The organism is Streptomyces sp. A01 (assembly GCF_059026195.1).
In genome coordinates, this window is the sequence record NZ_JBWLKN010000004.1 from 85712 (window position 1) to 107837 (window position 22126).

Consider the following 22126-nt stretch of genomic DNA (forward strand, 5'->3'; position numbering starts at 1 on the left):
ACGGCTTGATTCAGCGGACCGGGCTCGTTTTGTCCGCGTGCGTCGAAGACGGGCCTGGCATGCCAGGCCCGTCTTCGTGTGGCCCCGGTGGCGGATGGGCTGAAAGTCAGCCCGTCCGGCGATTGAGGACAGCCCAGCGGTAGCTGGGCAAGGGGGCGGGCCGCCCCGCCCGCCGGGGGACTGCCCGCCGCTCAGCGCAGCGCACCGCACCGCCCAGTCGGACGCGCCCGACCGGCCAGGCCCGCCGCTCGGACCTACGCTCGGAGCATGTCCGAGGTGTTCGCGGCCCGACGCACCCGGCTGCGCGACCGGTGCGCGGCGGTCGGCAGCTCGGCCGCCCTGGTCTCCCGTCCTGCCAATGTGCGCTATCTGTGCGGTGGCTCGCCGCCAGGCGCGGTCCTGCTTCTCGGCCCCGCCGAGGACGTGCTGCTGCGCCCGGCCTGCGGTGTCTTCGACCCGGCGCTCGGGCTGCCGGCCGACGGTGTCCGGGTGCTTGAGCTGGCCGCGCCGTACGCCGACGCGGCCGTCGCCGCCGCTGACCTGGTGGAGACCGCCGGGGCGGACCGGCTGGCCGTCGAGGAGCATGACCTGACCGTCGCCCGGCACCGCGCCCTGCGCTCCGTAGCGCCCAGGCTGGCGCTGACCGACCTCGGCTGCGCCGTCGAGCAGCAGCGGATCATCAAGGACGACGAGGAGATCTCCTGTCTGCGGATCGCCGCCGAGATCGCCGACCAGGCCCTCGGAGAGCTGCTGGAGTCGATCCTCGTCGGCCGCACCGAACGGCACCTCGCGCTGGAGCTGGAGCGCCGCCTCGTGGACCACGGGGCGGACGGTGCCGCGTTCGCCACGTCGGTGGGCGCCGGACCGCACTCCGGGCAGGCGGGGCACGCGCCCACCGACCGCCGGGTGGAGGAGGGCGACTTCCTCACTGTCTGTCTGGGCGCCAGTTACCGGGGTTACCGCTGCGAGGTCGGCCGTACGTTCGTGATCGGCACCTCGCCCGCCGACTGGCAGATCGAGCTGTACGACCTGGTTTTCGCGGCGCAGCGGGCCGGGCGGGAGGCGCTGGCCCCGGGAACCGCGTACCGGGATGTGGACCGTGCGGCGCGGCAGGTGCTGGCCGCCGCGGGCCAGGTGGAGACGCTGGGAGACCGGATCGGGCATGGTGTGGGCCTGGAAAACGACGAGGACCCTCGGCTGGCACCGGAAGCCATGGGTAAACTGGACGCTTGTGTGCCGGTAACCGTCGAACCGGGGGTCCACCTCCCGGGTCGGGGCGGCGTCCGGATCGATGACACGCTCGTCGTCCGCCCCGAGGCGGACGGCGGACCCGAGCTACTCACCATCACGACCAAGGAGCTGCTCGCGCTCTAGCGCGCACCTTCTGGTTCCACCAGCTTCAGTCCAGGAGATTCCGCAACCGTGGCATCCACGAACGACCTCAAGAACGGCCTGGTGCTCAAGCTCGACGCAGGCCAGCTCTGGTCCGTAGTCGAGTTCCAGCACGTCAAGCCGGGCAAGGGCCCTGCCTTCGTCCGCACCAAGCTGAAGAATGTGCTCTCCGGCAAGGTCGTCGACAAGACCTTCAACGCTGGCGTGAAGGTCGAAACGGCCAACATCGACAAGCGCGGCATGCAGTTCTCGTACAAGGACGGCTCCGACTTCGTGTTCATGGACACGGAGACGTTCGAACAGATCAACATCCCCCCGGACACGGTCGGCGACGCAGCCAACTACCTCCTTGAGGGCAACGAGGCCGTCATCGCGATGTACGAGGGCTCGGTCCTCTACATCGAGCTGCCCGCCTCCGTCGAGCTGGTCATCGAGTACACCGAGCCGGGCGTTCAGGGTGACCGCTCCACCGGTGGCTCCAAGCCCGCTCGCCTGGAGACCGGCCACGAGATCGCCGTGCCGCTCTTCATCACCACCGGTGAGAAGATCAAGGTTGACACCCGCTCCGGTGAGTACCTCGGTCGGGTGAACAGCTAACCGTGGCTGCCCGCAACAAGGCCCGCAAACGCGCCTTCCAGATCCTCTTCGAGGCCGACCAGCGCGCGACCGCCGTGCAGACGGTCCTCGGTGACTGGATTCGGCACGGGCGGACCGACGACCGGCAGCCGCCGGTCACCGAGTACACGATGCAGCTGGCCGAGGGGTACGCGGCACACGCGGACCGTATCGACGAGCTGATCGCCACCTACGCGGTCGGCTGGACGCTCGACCGGATGCCGGTCGTGGACCGGAACATTCTGCGACTCAGCGCCTACGAGCTGATCTGGGAAGACGAGACCCCGGACGCGGTGGTGATCGACGAGGCGGTGCAGCTCGCCAAGGAGTTCTCCACCGATGACTCACCGGCGTTCATCAACGGCCTGCTGGGCCGTCTGAAGGACCTCAAGCCCAGCTTGCGCCGCGAAGAAGGCTGAAGCTGACACGACACTGCCCCTGGGGCGGACCCGATCGGGTCCGCCCCAGGGGCAGTGTGACGTTTGCGCGCGATGCGCGTTGCGTGGCGTGAGCCGTCGCCGTGTGCCGGGCCAAGGCGCCTGGCAGGGCGGCGCTCGGGCGGCGGGTGCCGGTCGAGCGGTACGCGCTCAGGCGGCGGCCGGGCACCGGCCATGCCGCGCGAACGGCTGTGGCCGGAGAGCCGGAGCTGGTGCCGTCAGCCGGTCAGAGGTCCTCGTGCTGCACGGCGCGCCGGGCGTCCGCGTCGAGCACGCCCCAGCTGATGAGCTGCTCGGTCAGCACGGACGGCGACTGGTCGTAGATCACGGCGAGGGTGCGCAGGTCGTCCTGGCGGATCGAGAGCACCTTGCCGTTGTAGTCGCCGCGCTGGCTCTGGATGGTGGCGGCATACCGCTGGAGCGGGCCCGCCTTCTCGGCCGGCACGTGCGCCAGCCGCTCCAGGTCGAGCACGAGCTTCGGCGGCGGCTCGGCGGCGCCACCCGGCGTCGTGCCGGGCAGCAGTTCCTGCACGGGCACGCCGTAGAAATCGGCCAGCTCAGCCAGTCGCTGCACGGTCACGGCACGGTCGCCGCGCTCGTACGAACCGACGACCACGGCCTTCCAGCGGCCCTGCGACTTCTCTTCGACACCGTGAAGGGAGAGCCCCTGCTGGGTGCGGATGGCGCGGAGCTTGGCTCCGAGCTGCTTAGCGTATTCGCTGGACATAAAGCTCCCCGGACGCTGTATAGACGTGCGGCTCCGCCGCGTGTCTGGTAACTCACTGTGAGGTTACGCAGCGTAATCTGCCTTCGTCAAGCCGAATGTTGCGTACGCGTGCTCGTGGGGGGTGCCGACACCGTTCGTTTTCAGTCCTGGTACCGTCAATATCGTAAATCCGACGTCCTTTAACGTCCGTCCCGTGAGGCGGAGAAGGAGGTCCGTTCAGTGATGGACGCATCCCCCCAGAAGAATTCCGCTCCCGCACGCCCAGTGCTGGAGGCTCCGGACATCGCGCGGGTCCTGACCCGCATCGCCCACGAGATCGTTGAGCGCGCCAAGGGCGCCCACGACGTGGTCCTCCTCGGCATCCCGACCCGCGGCGTCTTCCTCGCCCGCCGGCTCGCCGACAAGCTCGAAGAGATCACCGGCCGTGCCATTCCGGTCGGCTCGCTCGACATCACCATGTACCGCGACGACCTGCGGCTCGGTCCCGCCCGTACGCTCGCGCGCACCGAGATCCCCAGCGACGGCATCGAGGGACGCGTCGTGATCCTCGTCGACGACGTGCTGTTCTCGGGCCGTACCATCCGCGCCGCGCTCGACGCCCTCAACGACATCGGACGGCCCCGCGCCGTACAGCTCGCCGTCCTCGTCGACCGCGGCCACCGCGAGCTGCCGATCCGCGCCGACTACGTCGGCAAGAACCTCCCGACCTCGCTGCGCGAGACGGTCAAGGTCCAGCTCACCGAGCTGGACGGCCGGGACAGCGTGCTCCTTGGTGTCTCCTCCGCCGCGCCCCGCGTCGGCGCCTCCCCGGACCTCGGGGACGCCGAGCAGTAGCGCCCCCGCGTGGACCCGGGAACCCTGGGCCCGCGCTGTCGCCTGCCCGCACGCCTTACCCACTCCTTCACCCACGGAGCCCCCAGATGAAGCGACATCTCATCTCGGCCGCCGATCTCACGCGCGACGACGCCGTCCTCATCCTCGACACCGCCGAGGAGATGGCCAGGGTCGCGGACCGGCCGATCAAGAAGCTGCCCACCCTGCGCGGCCGTACCGTCGTCAACCTCTTCTTCGAGGACTCGACGCGGACCCGCATCTCCTTCGAGGCCGCGGCCAAGCGCCTCTCCGCCGATGTCATCAACTTCTCCGCGAAGGGCTCGTCCGTCTCCAAGGGCGAATCGCTCAAGGACACCGCGCTGACCCTGGAGGCGATGGGCGCGGACGCCGTCGTCATCCGGCACCACGCCTCCGGCGCCCCGCACCGGCTGGCCACCTCCGGGTGGATCAACGGCTCGGTCGTCAACGCCGGAGACGGCACCCACGAACACCCCACCCAGGCGTTGCTCGACGCCTTCACCATGCGCCGCCACCTGGCGGGCGCCCCCGACGGCGGCCCCACCCACCACCAGGGTCCCGGCGAGGGCACAGGGCGTGACCTGGCGGGCCGCAAGGTCACCATCGTCGGCGACATCCTGCACGGCCGGGTCGCCCGCTCCAACGTGCACCTGCTCCACACCCTCGGCGCCGAGGTCACCCTCGTCGCGCCGCCCACGCTGGTGCCCATCGGCGTCGAGCAGTGGCCGTGCGAGGTGAGCTACGACCTCGACGCGGTGCTGCCGAAGTCCGACGCGGTGATGATGCTGCGCGTGCAGCGCGAGCGGATGAACGCCGCCTTCTTCCCCACCGAGCGTGAGTACGCCCGCCGCTACGGCCTCAACGGCGACCGCATGGCCCGCATGCCGGAACACGCGATCGTCATGCACCCCGGCCCGATGAACCGGGGAATGGAGATCACCGCCGAGGTCGCCGACTCCCGCCGCTGCACCGCCGTCGAACAGGTCACCAACGGCGTCAGCATCCGGATGGCCGTCCTGTACCTGCTGCTCGGCGGGAACGAGCCCGCCATCGCCCCCACGGCCGCCGCCACCGAGACCCGCACCGACGAGAGCGAATAAGACATGAGTGAGAACACCAGGACCCTGCTCCGCGGCGCGAAGATCCTCGGTGGCGAGACCGCCGACGTCCTCATCGACGGCACGCACGTCGCCGCCGTCGGCACCGGTCTGGACGCGGCGGGCGCCACCGTCGTCGAGGCGGCGGGCCAGATCCTGCTCCCCGGCCTCGTCGACTTGCACACCCACCTGCGGGAGCCGGGCCGCGAGGACTCCGAGACCGTCCTGACCGGCACCCGCGCCGCCGCCGTCGGCGGCTTCACCGCCGTACACGCCATGGCCAACACCTTCCCCGTCGCCGACACCGCCGGTGTCGTCGAGCAGGTCTGGAGGCTCGGCCGCGAGTCCGGCTACTGCGACGTGCAGCCGGTCGGCGCGGTCACCGTCGGCCTCGCGGGCAAGCAGCTCGCCGAGCTGGGCGCCATGCACGACTCCGCAGCCGGGGTCGTCGTCTTCTCCGACGACGGCAAGTGCGTGGACGACGCGGTGATCATGCGCAGGGCGCTGGAGTACGTGAAGGCGTTCGACGGCGTCGTCGCCCAGCACGCTCAAGAGCCCCGGCTGACCGAGGGCGCCCAGATGAACGAGGGCGTCGTCTCCGCCGAACTCGGCCTCGGCGGCTGGCCCGCCGTCGCCGAGGAGTCCATCATCGCGCGCGACGTCCTGCTCGCCGCGCACGTCGGCTCCCGGGTGCACATCTGCCACCTGTCCACCGCCGGGTCCGTGGAGATCGTGCGCTGGGCCAAGTCCAAGGGCTGGAACGTCACCGCCGAGGTCACCCCGCACCACCTGCTGCTCACCGACGAGCTCGTACGCTCCTACAACCCCGTCTACAAGGTGAACCCGCCGCTGCGCACCGAGGCCGACGTCATGGCGCTGCGTGAGGCCCTGGCCGACGGCACCATCGACTGCGTGGCCACCGACCACGCACCGCACCCGCACGAGGACAAGGACTGCGAGTGGGGCGCGGCCGCCATGGGCATGGTGGGCCTGGAGACGGCGCTCTCCGTCGTCCAGCACACGATGGTCGACACCGGGCTGCTGGACTGGGCGGGCGTCGCCGACCGCATGGCCTTCCGCCCCGCCGTCATCGGCCGGCTCGCCGGGCACGGCCGCCCGATCGCCGCCGGTGAGCCCGCCAACCTGACCCTGCTCGATTCGGCATACCGTGGAGTCGTGAACCCCGCGGGTTTCGCCTCCCGCAGCCACAACACGCCGTACGAGGGCCGTGAGCTGCCGGGCCGGGTGACACACACCTTCCTGCGGGGCCGGGCGACGGTCGTGGACGGGAAGCTGACGTGACACCTGTGACAATTCTGGCGGCGGACGAGAACACCCAGAACGCGAGCGACTGGGCGGCGCGTACCGGCTGGGTCGTCGGTCTGCTGCTGGTCATCGCGCTGCTGTACTGGCTGATGCGGGAGGGCTGGAAGTGGCGCGGTCTGCTCCAGTCCGACGTGCCGGAGCCCGCCGCCGTCCCCGACGAGCCGGGCGAGCCGATACTGAGCATGGCCGGGCGCTACCACGGCAGCACCAACGCCGGGCAGTGGCTTGAGCGCATCGTCGCGCACGGCCTCGGCACCCGCAGCCGCGCGGACGTCACGCTCACCGAAGCGGGCCTGAGCGTGCTGCGCCCCGGGGCACGGGACTTCTTCGTGCCCGCCGCCGCCCTGCTCGGCGCCCGCCTCGACAAGGGCATCGCGGGCAAGGTGCTCGCCGAGGGCGGCCTGCTGGTCGTCACCTGGCAGCACGGCGACCACCGGATCGACTCCGGCTTCCGCTCCGACCACGCCGCCGAGCACGCGGCGTGGGTCACGGCGATCAACGACCTCACCGGCGGCCCCAGCGACGCGGCCGGCACAGCCACAGCCACAGCCACACAGCGTGACGGGAAGGCGACCGGCCGGGACTCCTCCCCGGCGCCCGCACTCGCGCAGGGGACGACCCCCGCGACCCCCGAGGCTGCTGTCTCCGTGGGGACGACCCCCGCGACCCCCGAGGCTGCGACATTGCGGGGGACGACCCCCGCGACCCCCGAGAAAGGCACATGATGACGCTCTCCACCCAGGGAGCCAAGGTTCCCGCCGTACTCGTCCTGGAGGACGGCCGCACGTTCCGTGGCCGGGCCTACGGGGCGGTGGGGGAGACCTTCGGCGAGGCGGTGTTCTCCACCGGCATGACCGGATACCAGGAGACCCTGACCGACCCTTCGTACCACCGGCAGGTCGTCGTCATGACCGCCCCGCACATCGGTAATACCGGCGTCAACGACGAGGACCCCGAGTCCGCGCGGATCTGGGTCTCCGGCTACGTCGTACGCGACCCGGCCCGCAAGCCGTCCAACTGGCGCTCCACCCGCTCCCTCGATGAGGAGCTCGCCGGTCAGGGCGTCGTCGGCATCAGCGGCGTCGACACCCGCGCCCTCACCCGCCACCTGCGCGAGCGTGGCGCGATGCGCGTCGGCATCTTCTCCGGCTCGCCGCTGGCCGCCACCGACGACGCCGTGCTGCTCGCCAAGGTCCAGGCAGCCCCGCAGATGAAGGGCGCCGACCTGTGGGCCGAGGTCACCACCGAGCGGACCTACGTCGTCCCCGCGATAGGGGAGAAGAAGTACACCGTCGCCGCGATCGATCTCGGGATCAAGACGATGACCCCGCACCGGATGGCCGAGCGCGGCATCGAGACGCACGTCTTCCCCGCCACGGCGACGCTGGAGGAGGTCTACGAGGTCGCCCCCGACGGCGTGTTCTTCTCCAACGGCCCCGGTGACCCCGCCACCGCCGACCACCCCATGGCCCTGGCGCAGGGCGTCCTGGAGCGGAAGACCCCGCTCTTCGGCATCTGCTTCGGCAACCAGGTGCTCGGCCGGGCCCTCGGCTTCGGCACGTACAAGCTCAAGTACGGCCACCGGGGCATCAACCAGCCGGTACAGGACCGTACGACCGGCAAGGTCGAGATCACCGCGCAGAACCACGGCTTCGCCGTGGACGCCCCCCTCGACACGGTCATCGACACCCCGTACGGGCGGGCCAAGGTCGCCCACGTCGGGCTCAACGACGACGTGGTCGAGGGCCTGGAATGCCTCGACGTCCCCGCGTTCAGCGTCCAGTACCACCCCGAGGCAGCGGCGGGACCGCACGACGCCGACTACCTGTTCGACCGCTTCGTCGCGCTCATGCGCGACAAGCGGAGCACCCAGCACATGGAGGGCCAGCGTGCCTAAGCGCACCGATATCCAGTCCGTCCTGGTCATCGGCTCCGGCCCGATCGTCATCGGTCAGGCAGCCGAGTTCGACTACTCCGGCACCCAGGCATGCCGTGTCCTGAAGGCCGAGGGTCTGCGGGTCATCCTGGTCAACTCCAACCCGGCGACGATCATGACCGACCCGGAGATCGCCGACGCCACGTACGTCGAACCGATCACCCCCGAGTTCGTCGAGAAGATCATCGCCAAGGAGCGCCCCGACGCGCTCCTGCCCACCCTCGGCGGCCAGACCGCGCTCAACGCCGCGATCTCCCTGCACGGCTCCGGCACGCTCGCGAAGTACGGCGTCGAGCTGATCGGCGCCAACGTCGAGGCCATCAACAAGGGCGAGGACCGCGACCTGTTCAAGGAGGTCGTGCGGGCCGTCAACGCCAAGATCGGCCACGGCGAGTCCGCCCGCTCGGTCATCTGCCACTCCATGGAGGACATCCTCGCGGGCGTCGACGAGCTCGGCGGCTACCCCGTCGTCGTCCGCCCCTCCTTCACCATGGGCGGCGCCGGGTCCGGCTTCGCCCACAACGAGGACGAGCTGCGCCGCATCGCCGGTCAGGGCCTCATGCTCTCGCCGACCACCGAGGTGCTCCTGGAGGAGTCCATCCTCGGCTGGAAGGAGTACGAGCTGGAGCTGATGCGCGACAAGAACGACAACGTCGTGGTCGTCTGCTCCATCGAGAACTTCGACCCGATGGGCGTGCACACCGGCGACTCCATCACCGTCGCCCCGGCGATGACGCTCACCGACCGTGAGTACCAGACGCTGCGGGACGTCGGCATCGCGATCATCCGTGAGGTCGGCGTCGACACCGGTGGCTGCAACATCCAGTTCGCCGTCAACCCCGACGACGGCCGGGTCATCGTCATCGAGATGAACCCGAGGGTCTCCCGCTCCTCCGCGCTCGCCTCGAAGGCCACCGGCTTCCCGATCGCCAAGATCGCGGCCCGGCTCGCCGTCGGCTACACGCTCGACGAGATCCCGAACGACATCACCGAGAAGACCCCGGCGTCCTTCGAGCCGACGCTCGACTACGTCGTCGTGAAGGTGCCGCGCTTCGCCTTCGAGAAGTTCCCGGCCGCCGACGCCACCCTCACCACCACCATGAAGTCGGTCGGCGAGGCCATGGCCATCGGCCGCAACTTCACCGAGGCGCTGAACAAGGCGCTGCGGTCGCTGGAGAAGAAGGGCTCCCAGTTCGACTTCGTCAGCCCGCCCGGCGACAAGGCCGCCCTGCTGGAGAAGGCCGCGGTCCCCACCGACGGCCGGATCAACACGGTGATGGACGCGATCCGCGCCGGAGCCACCCAGGAGGAGGTCTTCGAGGCCACCAGGATCGACCCGTGGTTCGTCGACCAGCTCTTCCTGATCAAGGAGATCGCCGACGAGGTCGCCGCCGCCGACAAGCTCTCCCCCGAGGTCCTGACGGAGGCAAAGCGCCACGGCTTCTCCGACGTCCAGATCGCCGCCATCCGGGACCTCGGCCCCGATGTCGTCCGCGAGGTACGGCACGCGCTCGGCATCCGCCCCGTCTACAAGACGGTCGACACCTGCGCCGCCGAGTTCGCCGCCACGACCCCGTACTTCTACTCCTCCTACGACGAGGAGAACGAGGTCGCGCCGCGCGAGAAGCCCGCCGTGATCATCCTCGGCTCCGGGCCCAACCGCATCGGCCAGGGCATCGAGTTCGACTACTCGTGCGTCCACGCCTCCTTCGCGCTGAGCGAAGCGGGCTACGAGACCGTCATGGTCAACTGCAACCCGGAGACGGTCTCCACCGACTACGACACCTCCGACCGGCTGTACTTCGAGCCGCTCACGCTGGAGGACGTGCTGGAGATCGTGCACGCCGAGCGGCAGGCCGGACCCGTCGCCGGTGTCATCGTCCAGCTCGGCGGCCAGACCCCGCTCGGCCTCGCGCAGGCGCTCAAGGACAACGGCGTCCCCATCGTGGGCACCTCACCCGAGGCGATCAACCTCGCCGAGGAGCGCGGCGCCTTCGGCCAGGTGCTGCAAGAGGCCGGGCTGCCCGCCCCGAAGTACGGCACGGCCTTCTCCTTCGAGCAGGCCAAGGGCATCGCCGCCGAGATCGGCTACCCGGTCATGGTCCGCCCCTCGTACGTGCTCGGCGGGCGCGGCATGGAGATCGTCTACGACGAGCCCTCACTGGGGGAGTACCTGACCCGGCACGCCGGTCTGATCTCCGAGCACCCGGTCCTCATCGACCGCTTCCTCGACGACGCCATCGAGATCGACGTGGACGCGCTCTACGACGGCCACGAGCTGTATCTGGGCGGCGTGATGGAGCACATCGAGGAGGCCGGTATCCACTCCGGTGACTCCGCGTGCGCCCTGCCCCCGATCACCCTCGGCGGCTTCGACATCAAGCGGCTGCGCACCTCCACCGAGGCCATCGCACGCGGCGTCGGGGTGCGCGGGCTGATCAACATCCAGTTCGCGATGGCCGGGGACATCCTCTACGTCCTGGAGGCCAACCCGCGCGCCTCCCGTACGGTCCCCTTCACCTCCAAGGCGACCGCCGTGCCGCTCGCCAAGGCCGCCGCCCGCATCTCGCTCGGCGCGACCGTCGCCGAACTGCGCGCCGAGGGCATGCTGCCCGCCACCGGCGACGGCGGCACGCTGCCGCTGGACTCGCCGATCTCCGTCAAGGAGGCCGTGATGCCGTGGACCCGGTTCCGCGACGCCTCGGGCCGCGGCGTCGACACCATCCTCGGCCCGGAGATGCGCTCCACCGGCGAGGTCATGGGCATCGACACGGTCTTCGGCACGGCGTACGCCAAGTCGCAGGCCGCCGCGTACGGGGCGCTGCCCACCAAGGGCCGGGCCTTCGTCTCCGTCGCCAACCGCGACAAGCGCTCGATGATCTTCCCGGCCCGCGAGCTGGTCGCCCACGGCTTCGAGCTGCTCGCCACCTCCGGCACCGCCGAGGTCCTGCGGCGCAACGGCATCACCGCCACCGTCGTACGCAAGCAGAGCGAGGGCGAGGGGCCGAACGGTGAGAAGACCATCGTCCAGCTCATCCACGACGGACAGGTCGACCTGATCGTCAACACCCCGTACGGCACCGGCGGCCGCCTCGACGGCTACGACATCCGCACCGCGGCCGTCGCACGCTCGGTGCCCTGCCTCACCACGGTCCAGGCGCTCGCCGCGGCCGTCCAGGGCATCGAGGCGCTGAGCCGCGGCGACATCGGCGTCCGCTCCCTCCAGGAGCACGCCGAGCAGCTGAACGCCTCCCGCGCGGAGTAGGGACAGGCCAGGGGGACGGCGGGGGCTTCCCACAGCGGACACCCCGGCCGTCCCCCTCCGCGCGCCCGCACCCGGCCCGGCGCCCCGCCGCGCTTCGCGTCCCCTCCGTACTCCCGGTACTCCTTCGCACGGAAGGCCCACGGCCCGCCATGTATCCCCTCCTCTTCCGGCTCCTCTTCCAGCGGATGGACCCCGAGCGGGCCCATCACCTCGCCTTCGGCTGGATTCGGCTCGCCGCGCGCGTGCCGGGCCTGCGTACCCTCGTCGCCGCCGCGCTCGCTCCCCGCCACAAGGCGCTGCGCACCACGGCGCTCGGTCTGCGCATGTACGGCCCCTTCGGCCTCGCCGCCGGGTTCGACAAGAACGCCGTGGCCATCGACGGCATGACCATGCTCGGCTTCGACCACATCGAGATCGGCACCGTCACCGGGCAGCCGCAGCCGGGCAACCCCAAGAAGCGGCTGTTCCGGCTCGTCCAGGACCGGGCGCTGATCAACCGGATGGGCTTCAACAACGAGGGCTCGGCCGCCGTCGCCGCCCGCCTCGCGGCCCGCGAACCCGTCTTCAAGACGACCGTCGGCGTCAACATCGGCAAGACCAAGGCCGTCCCGGAGGCCGAGGCCATCGCCGACTACGTGACCTCCACCGAGCGACTGGCCGCCCACGCCGACTACCTCGTCGTCAACGTCTCCTCACCCAACACCCCCGGCCTGCGCGACCTCCAGGCGACCGCCCACCTGCGGCCGCTGCTGACGGCCGTACGCGAGGCGGCCGACCGTACCGTCACCGGCCGCCGCGTCCCCCTCCTGGTGAAGATCGCGCCCGACCTGGCCGACGAGGACGTCGACGCCGTCGCCGACCTCGCCGTCGACCTCGGCCTCGACGGCATCATCGCCACCAACACCACCATCGCCCGCGACGGCCTGGGCCTGACCAGCGACGAGCGGCTGGTCCGCGAGACCGGCGGGCTCTCCGGCGCCCCACTGAAGGCACGCTCCCTGACGGTGCTGCGCCGCCTGTACGCCCGCGTCGGCGACCGGGTCACCCTCGTCGGTGTCGGCGGTGTCGAGACCGCGGACGACGCCTGGGAGCGCATCCTGGCCGGTGCCACCCTCGTCCAGGGGTACAGCGCCTTCATCTACCAGGGCCCGTTCTGGTGCCGCACCATCCACAAGGGGCTGGCGGCCCGGCTCGCCGCCAGCCCGTACGCCACCCTCGCCGACGCGGTGGGGGCCGAAGCCCGGAGGAACGCCGCGTGAGTGAAGCGAAGAACGACACCGACTCCGCCGGGGGCACCGCTGCCGGACCGGCCGGTGCGCCGCCGTTCGGGGCCCGGCTGCGCCGCGCCATGGACACCCGTGGCCCGCTGTGCGTGGGCATCGACCCGCACGCGTCGCTGCTCGCCGACTGGGGCCTGACCGACGACGTCGCGGGCCTGGAGCGGTTCTCCCGTACGGTCGTCGAAGCCCTCGCCGACCGGGTCGCCGTCCTCAAGCCGCAGTCCGCGTTCTTCGAGCGCTTCGGCTCACACGGCGTCGCCGTACTGGAGCGGACCGTCGCCGACGCCCAGGCCGCCGGGGCCCTGGTGCTGATGGACGCCAAGCGCGGCGACATCGGCTCCACGATGGCCGCGTACGCCGCCGCCTTCCTCGACCCGGCCTCCCCGCTGTCCTCCGACGCGGTGACCCTCAGCCCGTACCTGGGCTTCGGCTCGCTGCGCCCGGCGGTCGAGCTGGCGCGCCGGTACGGCCGCGGCCTGTTCGTCCTCGCTCTCACCTCCAACCCGGAGGGCGCCGAGGTGCAGCACGCCACCGGCGCCGACGGGCGCAGCGTCGCCGCCACCGTGCTCGCCCATCTGAAGGCGGAGAACGCGGCCGAGCGCGAGGCGTCCCCCGAGGGCGCCGTGCCGCTGGGGTCCTTCGGCGCCGTCGTCGGCGCGACGCTGGGCGGGTCGCTGGGCGCGGCGGGCGCCTCGCTGGAGATCGAGGGACCGCTGCTCGCCCCCGGCATCGGCGCGCAGGGCGCGACGCCCGCGGACCTTCCCGGAGTGTTCGGCGCGGCGGTCGGCAATGTCGTCCCGAGCGTCAGCCGGGGAGTGCTGCGGCACGGCCCTGACGTGGCCGCGCTGCGTGCCGCCGCGGCCCGGATCGCCGAAGAAGTGCGGGCGGCTGCGAAATAAGTTCGCAAGAACGCGGTGGGTTTGCCCCGAAAAGTCCTGGTCGATCGAGTCTGACCAGGACTTTTCGTCTGTTCTCGCTGACTGGAGCGGCCGCGCCCGCTAGTCTCCGACGAGAGCGAACGTGCAAGCGCGTTGCGCGTTGCTCCCCAGGTGAGGGGCGACTAGGTTCCTCACCGGTCCGTATCCGACAGTTCGATATCCGAGGTGACGTAGGCGTGGCTCTTCCGCCCCTTACCCCTGAACAGCGCGCAGCCGCGCTCGAAAAGGCCGCCGCGGCTCGCCGGGAGCGCGCCGAGGTCAAGAATCGGCTCAAGCACTCCGGCGCCTCGCTCCATGAGGTCATCAAGCAGGGCCAGGAGAACGACGTCATCGGCAAGATGAAGGTCTCCGCTCTGCTGGAGTCGCTCCCCGGCGTCGGCAAGGTCCGCGCCAAGCAGATCATGGAGCGGCTCGGCATCTCCGAGAGCCGCCGTGTGCGGGGTCTCGGTTCCAACCAGATCGCCTCCCTGGAGCGCGAGTTCGGCGGCGGCTCCGCCTGACGCCGGGCCTGACGTTCTCAAGGGCTCCCGGGAACCTGGATAATCGCCGCATGGCAGCACACACCCGGGGGGCGACCAGCCCCCTCGCTTCGCAGGCGGTTTCCCCCGTATCTCCGGACGCAGGTCCGCGGCTGACCGTGCTCTCCGGCCCCTCCGGGGTCGGCAAGAGCACGGTCGTCGCGCATCTGCGCAAGGCCCACCCCGAGGTGTGGCTCTCGGTCTCCGCCACGACCCGCAAGCCGCGTCCCGGCGAGCGGCACGGCGTCCAGTACTTCTTCGTGGAGGACGAGGAGTTCGACAAGCTCGTCGCCAACGGCGAGCTGCTGGAGTGGGCCGAGTTCGCGGGCAACCGCTACGGCACTCCGCGCCGGGCGGTCCTGGACCGCCTTGAGGCGGGTGAGCCGGTGCTGCTGGAGATCGACCTACAGGGCGCGCGACTGGTCCGCGCGTCGATGCCGGAGGCGCAGCTGGTCTTCCTCGCACCGCCGAGCTGGGAGGAACTGGTACGCCGCCTCACCGGCCGGGGCACCGAGGCCCCCGAGGTCATCGAGCGCCGTCTGAAGGCCGCGAAGGTGGAACTGGCCGCCGAGTCCGAGTTCGATACGACCCTGGTCAACACCTCGGTCGAGGACGTCAGCGCTGAGCTGCTAGCCTTGATGCGAGTGGTCTGATCCATAAGCCCCATTCTTTGAACCCCATCGGAAGGCAGAGAGTGTCCTCTTCCATCACCACGCCCGAGGGCATCATCAACCCGCCGATTGATGAGCTGCTTGAGGCCACCGACTCGAAGTACAGCCTCGTGATCTACGCCGCCAAGCGCGCGCGCCAGATCAACGCGTACTACTCGCAGCTCGGTGAGGGCCTGCTGGAGTACGTGGGTCCGCTCGTGGACACCCACGTCCACGAGAAGCCGCTCTCGATCGCACTCCGCGAGATCAACGCGGGTCTGCTGACCTCCGAGGCCATCGAGGGCCCGGCTCAGTAGCACAGGGCACAGTTTCGTTATTTCACCACGGGCCCGGCAGGGGCACTCTCAGCGTCGAGCTGGGGGAGCGGCTGCCGGGCCCGTGGTGTGTCATGGGTCAATGCGAGAGTGCGGGGAGACACGAGCGATGGACAAGCCCTCAGCCGGGGTGGACAAGCCCTCAGTGGTCCTGGGAGTCAGCGGCGGCATCGCCGCGTACAAGGCGTGCGAGCTGCTGCGCCGCCTGGCCGAGTCCGGCCATGACGTACGGGTCGTGCCGACCGCCTCGGCGCTGCACTTCGTCGGCGAGGCGACGTGGGCCGCGCTGTCCGGGCACCCCGCCGCCACGGAGGTGTGGGAGACCGTCCACGAGGTGCCGCACGTGCGCATCGGCCAGTCGGCCGACCTCGTCGTCGTGGCCCCCGCCACCGCCGACCTGCTGGCCAAGGCCGCCCATGGCCTCGCTGACGACCTGCTGACCAACACCCTGCTCACCGCGCGCTGCCCCGTCGTCTTCGCGCCCGCCATGCACACCGAGATGTGGGAGCACCCCGCCACCCAGGAGAACGTGGCGACGTTGCGCCGCCGGGGCGCGGTCGTCATCGAGCCCGCCGTCGGGCGGCTGACCGGCGTGGACACCGGCAAGGGGCGGCTCCCCGACCCCGGAGAGATCTACGAGGTCTGCCGCCGGGTGCTGGCGAGGGGCGCGCGTGCCACGGGCGAAGGCGGCACCGGCCTCGCGGGCCGCCATGTGGTCGTCAGCGCGGGCGGCACCAGGGAACCGCTGGACCCGGTGCGTTTCCTCGGCAACCGCTCCTCGGGCAAGCAGGGGTACGCGCTGGCCCGCGCCGCCGTGGCCCGCGGCGCCCGCGTGACCCTCGTCGCCGCCAACAGCGAGCTGCCCGACCCCGCCGGGGCCGACGTGGTCCGGGTGGGCACGGCCGTACAGCTGCGGGAGGCCATGCTGAAGGCCGCGGCGGACGCCGATGTCGTGGTGATGGCCGCCGCCGTCGCGGACTTCAGGCCCGCCCAGTACGCCTCCGGCAAGATCAAGAAGAGGGACGGGCAGGAGCCCGCGCCGATCACCCTGGTGCGTAATCCGGACATCCTCGCCGAGCTCTCCGCCGAACGCGCTCGTCCCGGCCAGCTCGTTGTCGGCTTCGCCGCCGAGACCGACGACGTTCTCGCCAACGGCCGCGCCAAGCTCGCCCGCAAGGGCTGCGATCTGCTGGTCGTCAACGAGGTGGGGGAGCGCAAGACCTTCGGCGCCGAGGAGAACGAGGCCGTCGTGCTCGCCGCCGACGGCACCGAGACGCCCGTGCCCTACGGCCCGAAGGACGCCCTTGCCGAGGCCGTATGGGACCTGGTGGCCGACCGTTCCGAGCCGCCCGCCCGTGACCCCAGGGGGCGGACCGGCTGACTCCGGCGGAGACCTGGGCCGTGTCCTGCGGATCGTGCTGGGGAGGGGACCCCTGTCCGCGCGTCGCGGAGTGCGGGTGCGTCGTGGCTGGTCGCGCGGTTCCCCGCGCCCCTGACGGGGCACACGCCTGCGCCAGGGCTGCCTGCCCCGGGTCTGGCGGCCTGGGAGGCCCCATGCGCGGCCCGTTGCTGGGCACGCGCGATCCGCCGGACATTTCCGGGGCGCGCGGTAGGGGGCGGAGCGCCCCCACAACCGCGGGGCTCGCGTGCACGGCAGGCGGAGAAACGCCGCCCCGGACGTCTCCGTAGCCTTCGCCGGCCCCTGGCGCAAGCGTGTGTGACAAGTCACGCTGTGCCCGTGTTGCGAGACAGGAGGCCCATTCATCGAGAACGCCGGATAAACTGAGCTCCGGATTCGCGTCGGGCGCAGCTCCCGGACGATTCCGCCAATGATCAGCCAGCAGCCGCTGCAACCCCAGGGAGCGATGTGTCCCGCCGCCTGTTCACCTCGGAGTCCGTCACCGAGGGCCACCCTGACAAGATCGCTGACCAGATCAGCGACACCATCCTCGATGCCCTCCTGAAGGAGGACCCGCACTCGCGGGTCGCCGTGGAAACCCTCATCACGACCGGCCTGGTGCACGTGGCCGGTGAGGTGACGACGAAGGCGTACGCGCCCATCGCCACGCTCGTGCGCAACAAGGTTCTTGAGATCGGGTACGACTCGTCCAAGAAGGGCTTCGACGGCGCGTCCTGCGGGGTGTCCGTATCGATCGGGGCACAGTCCCCCGACATCGCCCAGGGCGTCGACACCGCGTACGAGAACCGTGTCGAGGGCGACGACGACGAGCTCGACAAGCAGGGCGCGGGCGACCAGGGGCTGATGTTCGGCTACGCCTGCGACGAGACCCCCGAGCTGATGCCGCTGCCGATCCACCTCGCGCACCGGCTCTCGCGCCGCCTGTCGGACACCCGCAAGAACGGGACCATCCCGTACCTGCGCCCCGACGGCAAGACCCAGGTCACCATCGAGTACGACGGCGACAAGGCCGTCCGCCTCGACACCGTGGTCGTGTCCTCGCAGCACGCCTCGGACATCGACCTGGAGTCGCTGCTCGCGCCCGACATCCGCGAGTTCGTCGTCGAGCCGGAGCTGAAGGCCCTGGTGGACGACGGCATCAAGCTGGAGACCGAGGGCTACCGGCTGCTGGTCAACCCGACCGGCCGCTTCGAGATCGGTGGCCCGATGGGCGACGCCGGGCTCACCGGCCGGAAGATCATCATCGACACCTACGGCGGCATGGCCCGGCACGGCGGCGGCGCCTTCTCCGGCAAGGACCCGTCCAAGGTGGACCGCTCGGCCGCCTACGCGATGCGCTGGGTCGCCAAGAACGTCGTCGCCGCGGGCCTCGCGTCGCGCTGCGAGGTCCAGGTCGCCTACGCCATCGGCAAGGCCGAGCCCGTCGGCCTCTTCGTGGAGACCTTCGGCACCGCCACGGTGGACGCGGAGAAGATCGAGCAGGCCATCAGCCAGGTCTTCGACCTGCGCCCGGCCGCGATCATCCGCGACCTCGACCTGCTCCGCCCGATCTACGCCCAGACCGCTGCGTACGGCCACTTCGGCCGCGCGCTGCCCGACTTCACCTGGGAGCGCACGGACCGGGTGGACGCCCTGCGCACGGCCGTCGGCCTGTAACCAGGCGGCCCGACGGCGAGCCGTCGGCGCGAAGAACACCACGACGCGGCCCCGGACCCGGATGAGGGTGCGGGGCCGCGTCGTGCGCCCCGCCAGGGGCGCGGGGAACTGCGCGCCCAGTCAGGACGCACCCGCACTTCGCGACGTACGGGCAGGGGCTTCCAGGCCGCGCCAGGCTCGGGGGGAAGCAGCCCTGGCCCAGCCAGGTGGTGTGCCCCGTCAGGGGCGCGGGGAACTGCGCGCCCAGCCACAACGCGCCCGCACTTCGCGACGCACGGACAGAAGCTCCCGCGCCGCCAGGCCCAGTGGCAGAGCGCCGCCCCCGACTCCCCTCCCGGGCGCCCAGGCCCCCGCACTGTCAGTGGCCTCTGCTAAGACTGATGCTGTGAGCAGCGAGAACGGGCGGCCGGGGCGTGATCCGGCGGGCCAGGAAGAACAGCCCCCGGCGGAGCCGCCAGGGGGCGAGCAGCTCGCGCTCATCCGGGAGACCGTCCGCAAGACGAAGGTGCCGCGCGCCAAGCCGCGCACCTGGCGGGGGGCGGCGCTCGCCAAGGAGCTGCCCGTGGCCCGGGTGCTGGTCGACAAGGGCCCGGTCCACCTCGACAAGCTCTGGGACTACGCCGTCCCCGCCGAGCTGGACGCCGAGGCGCAGCCGGGGGTGCGGGTGCGGGTGCGGTTCGGCGCGGGCACGAGCCAGGTGCGCGGGGGGCGTCGCGAAGGCGGCGGGCTTCTCGACGGCTACATCCTTGAACGGGTGGCCGAGTCCGACTACCAGGGCCCGCTCGCCGCCATCGCCCAGGTCCTCTCGCCGGAGCTGGCCCTCGGCCCCGGGCTGCTCACCGTGTGCCGACTGGTCGCTGACCGGTACGCGGGCTCGCTCGCCGACGTCCTACAGCTGGCCGTGCCGCACCGCCACGCGCGCGTGGAGGCCCAGCCGTCCGACGATCCGCTGCCGCCGCCGGCCGCGCCCGATCCGGGCGGCTGGAGCCGGTATCCGCACGGGCCGAGCTTTGTGGGAGCCCTCGCCCGGGGCGACGCCCCCCGTGCGGTGTGGACCGCGTTGCCGGGCCCGTCCTGGCCGGAGGAGCTGGCCAGGGCCATGGCCGGCACGCTCGCCTCGGGCCGTGGCGCCCTCGCCGTGCTGCCCGACGGCCGCAGCGCGGTGCGCGTCGACGCCGCACTGAGCGCTCTCCTCGGCGCCGGGCACCATGTACTGCTCACCGCCGACAGCGGCCCCGAGGAGCGTTACCGGCGATGGCTGGCGGTCAACCGCGGCGCCGTGCGGGCGGTCGTCGGGACCCGCGCCGCGATGTTCGCCCCCGTCCGTGACCTCGGGCTCGTCGCGATATGGGACGACGGGGACAGCAGCCACAGCGAGCCGCACGCACCTCAGCCGCACGCGCGCGAGGTGCTGCTGCTGCGCAGCGCGCACGAGAAGGCCGCCTTCCTGCTCGGCGGCATCAGCTGCACGGTCGAGGGCGCCCAGCTCGTCGAGACCCGGTGGGCGCGTCCTCTGATCGCGGACCGTGAACAGACGCGCCGCGCTGCCCCGTTGGTGCGTACGGTCGGCGACAGCGAGCTGGCGCGGGATGAGGCGGCGCGCGCCGCGCGGCTGCCCAGCCTCGCCTGGCAGACCGTGCGGCAGGCCCTGCCACACGGCCCGGTCCTCGTGCAGGTCCCGCGCCGCGGCTACGTGCCCCGGCTGGGCTGCGAGCGCTGCCGGGAGCCCGCGCGGTGCGGCCACTGCCACGGCCCCCTGGAGGCCCATGCCGCGGACACCGCCCTGTGCTGCGGCTGGTGCGGCACGGCCGCGCCGGACTGGCACTGCGCCGAGTGCGGCGGGCGACGGCTGCGCGCGCGCGTCGTCGGCGCGCGGCGGACCGCGGAGGAGCTGGGCCGCGCGTTCCCCGACGTGCCCGTGCTCGCCTCCGGCAAGGACCACGTGCTCGACACCGTCCCCGGGCGACCGGCGCTGGTCGTCTCCACGCCCGGTGCCGAGCCCGTCGCTGAGGGACCCGGCTACGCCGCCGCGCTGCTGCTCGACGGCTGGGCGCTCCTCAACCGCGCTGATCTGCGCGCGGGCGAGGAGGCACTGCGCCGGTGGCTGGGGGCCGCCGCGCTCGTCCGGGGCCAGGAGGCGGGTGGCGTGGTGACCATCGTCGCCGAACCGACGCTGCGTCCCGTACAGGCGCTGGTGCGCTGGGACCCCGTGGGGCACGCGGTGCGTGAACTGGCCGAGCGGTCGGAGCTCGGCTTTCCGCCGGTCTCCCGGATGGCCTCGGTCTCGGGCCCACCGGAGGCGGTCGCCGCGCTGCTGGAGCTGGCGGCGCTGCCGGACACCGCTGAAGTGCTCGGCCCCGTGCCGGTCACACCGCCCGCCTCGGGGCGCGCCCGGCCCGGGTCCGCGGCGGGGCAGCCGCCGCCGACGGCGGTGCGGCTCGGCGCTGACGAGCCGGACGGCAGCTGGCAGCGCGCGCTGGTACGGGTGCGGCCGGGGCAGGGCGCGGCGCTCGCCGGCGCGCTGAAGCAGGCTCAGGCGATCCGGCTGACGCGCCGCGACGGCGATCCAGCCTGGGTGCGCGTCGATCCGCCCGACATCGGCTGAGTGCGGGCTGACACCGGTAGGAGACCGCTGGGAAGGCGGACAGGCGTCCGGCCCGGCAGCCGCTGAGCCGCCAGGCCGGTGGAAGACGATGCCCTGTGCGCTGAGCTCTGACGAGCTTTCAGGCGGGCCCGGCCCTCGTGGAGCGGGTGGTCTGGCCACCCGCTGAGGGCGGGGCTGCCGGACGGTGTCCGGTCAGGGGTGAGGCAGTTGGGGGGAGTGGGGGAAGTGGGGAGTCGGTGGGGGGATGCCGGGGCGGTCCCGCTGGTCACCCGGACCGGCCGGGTGGTCGCGTCGGCCTCCGGAGTCGCCGCCGAGCAGCGACGCGGCGCGGTGGGGGCGCCCCGTTGACGCGGCGGTGGCGTCAGCCGTTGCGGGGACCGGGAAGCGCACCAGGGAGCGCGCCCGAGCGGGCGTCCTCGCGGAGGCTGGGGACGGCCTGGCTGGGCAGCGACGGGACCGAACGCGCCGCGGGGACGACCGGCAGACCCGGCACGTCCGCCGGGCGCTCGGCGGTCCGCAGCGACTCGCCGTTCTCGCCCCCGCCCTGTGTGGCGGTGCGGCGTGAACCGTAGCGACGGTGCACCGCTTGCTTGGTTACTCCGAGCGCCGAACCCACGGCGTCCCACGAGAAGCCGAGCGAGCGATCGAAGTCCACCGCGGCCGTGACCAGCGTCTCGATGCTGTCCCTCAACTCCTGCGCGAGTCGCACGGTGGGGGCGGGGGCGCGGCCGTAGACGACGAAGCCCGCGGACGGGCCGGTGCGGCGCGGACGGTAGACGTTGCCGAGCTGGGCGGTGAGGGTACGCAGTGCGTCCACCTGCCGCCGGACCCGCTCGATGTCCCGGACCAGCAGATGGAGGCTGGCCCGGGCCTGGGCGTCGTGGGTTGCGTGGTCGGCCATGAACAAGCCTCTCGAAACCGGCGTTGAAACCTACAGGGAAGAACACCGGGCCGCTGAAGCGGCCCGGTGAGGTCAATCTCACTTGACCAACGCGTCAGCAGCCCTGGTGGTCACGGTCCGGGGCGCGCGCAGCTGATCGCGTACGCCCCCTTTGACCGGGCGCCGGGCTGGTCACG

The 22126-nt window shown here is 71.8% G+C and carries 18 protein-coding genes and 1 pseudogene; 17 read left to right on the forward strand and 2 right to left on the reverse strand.

Translation table 11 applies throughout. The features are described from left to right. Nucleotides 1-267: 267 nt before the first annotated feature. Genes AC5P1B_RS06595 through nusB form a run of 3 tightly spaced genes read left to right on the forward strand, consistent with a single transcriptional unit; the run spans nucleotide 268 to nucleotide 2426 of the window. The gene (locus tag AC5P1B_RS06595; RefSeq protein ID WP_493885594.1) at nucleotides 268-1374 is read left to right on the forward strand and encodes an aminopeptidase P family protein; all 1107 of its coding nucleotides are present in this window, start codon (nucleotides 268-270) and stop codon (nucleotides 1372-1374) included. 48 nt (nucleotides 1375-1422) lie between these two features. Then, on the forward strand, nucleotides 1423-1989 hold the full coding sequence (gene efp, locus AC5P1B_RS06600) for an elongation factor P (RefSeq protein ID WP_493885596.1): 567 nt from the start codon (nucleotides 1423-1425) through the stop codon (nucleotides 1987-1989). Nucleotides 1990-1991: 2 nt separating this feature from the next. Beyond that, entirely contained in the window at nucleotides 1992-2426 is a 435-nt protein-coding gene (gene nusB / locus AC5P1B_RS06605; protein ID WP_493885598.1) for a transcription antitermination factor NusB, read from the forward strand. Nucleotides 2427-2670: 244 nt separating this feature from the next. Here nusB and bldD read toward each other — a convergent pair whose 3' ends face one another. Continuing rightward, the gene (gene bldD, locus AC5P1B_RS06610) at nucleotides 2671-3171 is read right to left on the reverse strand and encodes a transcriptional regulator BldD (RefSeq protein ID WP_030879716.1); all 501 of its coding nucleotides are present in this window, start codon (nucleotides 3169-3171) and stop codon (nucleotides 2671-2673) included. A 222-nt stretch (nucleotides 3172-3393) separates the two neighbouring features. Between bldD and pyrR the strand changes: the two genes are divergently transcribed. The 14 genes and pseudogenes from pyrR to AC5P1B_RS06680 all read left to right on the forward strand — a co-directional run bounded on the left by pyrR (nucleotide 3394) and on the right by AC5P1B_RS06680 (nucleotide 21049). Beyond that, a complete protein-coding gene (pyrR, locus tag AC5P1B_RS06615) occupies nucleotides 3394-4005 on the forward strand; it encodes a bifunctional pyr operon transcriptional regulator/uracil phosphoribosyltransferase PyrR (protein ID WP_493885600.1) in 612 nt (203 codons plus the stop codon). Between the two features lie 86 nt (nucleotides 4006-4091). Then, nucleotides 4092-5123, forward strand: a complete 1032-nt coding sequence (locus AC5P1B_RS06620; protein WP_493885602.1) for an aspartate carbamoyltransferase catalytic subunit — start codon at nucleotides 4092-4094, stop codon at nucleotides 5121-5123. A gap of 3 nt (nucleotides 5124-5126) precedes the next feature. Next, nucleotides 5127-6422 (forward strand): dihydroorotase, encoded by a 1296-nt coding sequence (locus AC5P1B_RS06625; RefSeq protein WP_493885603.1) that lies wholly within the window; start codon nucleotides 5127-5129, stop codon nucleotides 6420-6422. After that, nucleotides 6419-6952, forward strand: a pseudogene (locus AC5P1B_RS06630) (PH-like domain-containing protein); the annotation flags it as partial. The gene AC5P1B_RS06625 and the pseudogene AC5P1B_RS06630, both read left to right, overlap by 4 nt. A 218-nt stretch (nucleotides 6953-7170) precedes the next feature. After that, nucleotides 7171-8343 (forward strand): glutamine-hydrolyzing carbamoyl-phosphate synthase small subunit, encoded by a 1173-nt coding sequence (gene carA, locus AC5P1B_RS06635; RefSeq protein ID WP_493885803.1) that lies wholly within the window; start codon nucleotides 7171-7173, stop codon nucleotides 8341-8343. Further along, a complete protein-coding gene (gene carB, locus AC5P1B_RS06640) occupies nucleotides 8336-11647 on the forward strand; it encodes a carbamoyl-phosphate synthase large subunit (protein WP_493885604.1) in 3312 nt (1103 codons plus the stop codon). Before carA ends, carB begins: the two co-directional genes overlap by 8 nt. Nucleotides 11648-11796: 149 nt before the next feature. Beyond that, complete coding sequence (locus AC5P1B_RS06645) at nucleotides 11797-12906, forward strand: quinone-dependent dihydroorotate dehydrogenase (RefSeq protein WP_493885605.1); 1110 nt, start codon at nucleotides 11797-11799, stop codon at nucleotides 12904-12906. Nucleotides 12907-12995: 89 nt separating this feature from the next. Beyond that, entirely contained in the window at nucleotides 12996-13826 is an 831-nt protein-coding gene (pyrF, locus tag AC5P1B_RS06650; RefSeq protein ID WP_493885804.1) for an orotidine-5'-phosphate decarboxylase, read from the forward strand. 215 nt (nucleotides 13827-14041) lie between these two features. Then, nucleotides 14042-14365 carry an integration host factor gene (locus AC5P1B_RS06655; RefSeq protein WP_493885606.1) on the forward strand — a complete coding sequence of 108 codons (324 nt, stop codon included), beginning with the start codon at nucleotides 14042-14044 and terminating at the stop codon, nucleotides 14363-14365. A 50-nt stretch (nucleotides 14366-14415) separates the two neighbouring features. Continuing rightward, nucleotides 14416-15036 (forward strand): guanylate kinase, encoded by a 621-nt coding sequence (gene gmk / locus AC5P1B_RS06660; protein ID WP_493885607.1) that lies wholly within the window; start codon nucleotides 14416-14418, stop codon nucleotides 15034-15036. Nucleotides 15037-15077: 41 nt separating this feature from the next. Then, entirely contained in the window at nucleotides 15078-15350 is a 273-nt protein-coding gene (rpoZ, locus tag AC5P1B_RS06665; protein ID WP_003970369.1) for a DNA-directed RNA polymerase subunit omega, read from the forward strand. Nucleotides 15351-15498: 148 nt separating this feature from the next. Then, nucleotides 15499-16749, forward strand: a complete 1251-nt coding sequence (gene coaBC, locus AC5P1B_RS06670; RefSeq protein WP_493885805.1) for a bifunctional phosphopantothenoylcysteine decarboxylase/phosphopantothenate--cysteine ligase CoaBC — start codon at nucleotides 15499-15501, stop codon at nucleotides 16747-16749. Nucleotides 16750-17235: 486 nt separating this feature from the next. Continuing rightward, entirely contained in the window at nucleotides 17236-18444 is a 1209-nt protein-coding gene (metK, locus tag AC5P1B_RS06675; RefSeq protein ID WP_493885608.1) for a methionine adenosyltransferase, read from the forward strand. A 385-nt stretch (nucleotides 18445-18829) separates the two neighbouring features. Then, nucleotides 18830-21049, forward strand: a complete 2220-nt coding sequence (locus AC5P1B_RS06680; protein ID WP_493885609.1) for a primosomal protein N' — start codon at nucleotides 18830-18832, stop codon at nucleotides 21047-21049. A gap of 361 nt (nucleotides 21050-21410) precedes the next feature. Here the strand turns inward: AC5P1B_RS06680 and AC5P1B_RS06685 are convergent, their stop codons facing one another. After that, nucleotides 21411-21950 carry a hypothetical protein gene (locus tag AC5P1B_RS06685; protein WP_493885610.1) on the reverse strand — a complete coding sequence of 180 codons (540 nt, stop codon included), beginning with the start codon at nucleotides 21948-21950 and terminating at the stop codon, nucleotides 21411-21413. Nucleotides 21951-22126 lie beyond the last annotated feature (176 nt).